The 1,193-nt window shown below is 61.9% G+C and carries 1 protein-coding gene; it reads right to left on the bottom strand.

Features of this window, described 5'->3' with window-relative positions; all coding sequences use genetic code 11:
* Positions 1 to 16: 16 nt before the first annotated feature.
* Entirely contained in the window at positions 17 to 967 is a 951-nt protein-coding gene (locus tag NKJ15_RS32870; RefSeq protein WP_352619216.1) for an IS110 family transposase, read from the bottom strand.
* Positions 968 to 1,193 lie beyond the last annotated feature (226 nt).

Genomic DNA, 1,193 nt, shown 5'->3' with positions numbered 1-1,193 from the left:
AGAGTATCCGTGTTGGTCAAGGGAGAGATGGTGTCCAGGTCCGATTGTCCCTGAGTAGTGCGTTTGCGAGGATGATGAGCTTTCGCATGATGGCTGTGATGGCGAGTTTTGAGGCTTTGCCGTCGGCCGTGAGCTGGTGGTATTTTGCCTTTAGATCGGGATTGAAGCGCATGGCGACGAGGGCGGGCATGTAGAGTGCCTGTCGGACATTGGCTCGCCCGCCGCGGATGAAGGCGCGGCCGATCCAGTTGCCGGACTGTCGTGCGACGGGAGCGAGGCCTGCGAGGGAAGCAGCCTGACCCTGACCGAGCGTGCCGAGTTCGGGCATTTCGATGAGAAGCGCGAAGGCGGTGATTGCCGAGACGCCCGGGATCGAGACGAGGATAGCGAAGCGACGGGAGAGATCGGGATCGGACTGGATGAGCGCCGTGATCTCCTTTTCGACAGCAGCCATTTGACGTTCGATCTGCCTGAGCTGCTGGGCATTGTGGCGCTTGAGGATGGGAAGGGTTAGCGCCTTGGCCCTGTTCCTCGCCGCCGTCCGGTTCTTCACCAGCGCCTCGCGCGCCATGTGCAGGTCCTTGAGATTATTGAGGATCGGGCTGCGCACCGGTCGTGCTTCGAGGTCGAGAAGAGCGCCCATGCGCGCCAGCATGGCGGCGTCCAGCCGGTCGGTCTTGGCGATCCTGCCGGTGGCCTCGGCGAAGCGCCGGGCTTGGCGTGGGTTGACCTTGACCAGCGCAAGGCCAGCCGCCGCCAGCTTCCGCTCAAAGGCCCGGTGATATGGACCTGTCGGCTCATAGACGATGCGTACGCCGGGCGGGTCCAACCGGCTCGGGCTCAACCAGCTCATGAACGCCTTGTGGCCGCGGCTGTCGTTGGCAAAACGCCGGCTCGCGCCGTCGCTCAGCCTGTGGGCGTCGAGATGGTCTTTCGATATGTCGATCCCGATGGTATCGTTGGTCATCTTTCACTTGTCCTGTGCTTGTCATTCGGAGCCGAACTCCGGGTATCCGTTCAGGCCTCAAGGGAAAGACGAGGGCGATCCGACTCTAGCTCGACCCGTCAAACGGTCAGCAATTCCACCGATCCGACCCTCGCCGCTGAGGGAGGGCGGCTACCCTCTCTCAGCGTTCCTTTCTGACCCATTCGGCAGCGAAAGTCATAAGACAAGCAATTCCAGGAAAAGTGTG

This window comes from Mesorhizobium sp. M0207, assembly GCF_040321995.1.
GTDB lineage: Bacteria > Pseudomonadota > Alphaproteobacteria > Rhizobiales > Rhizobiaceae > Mesorhizobium.
Note: the sequence above shows the minus strand (reverse complement) of the source record. Positions and strands in the feature narration are given on the sequence as shown.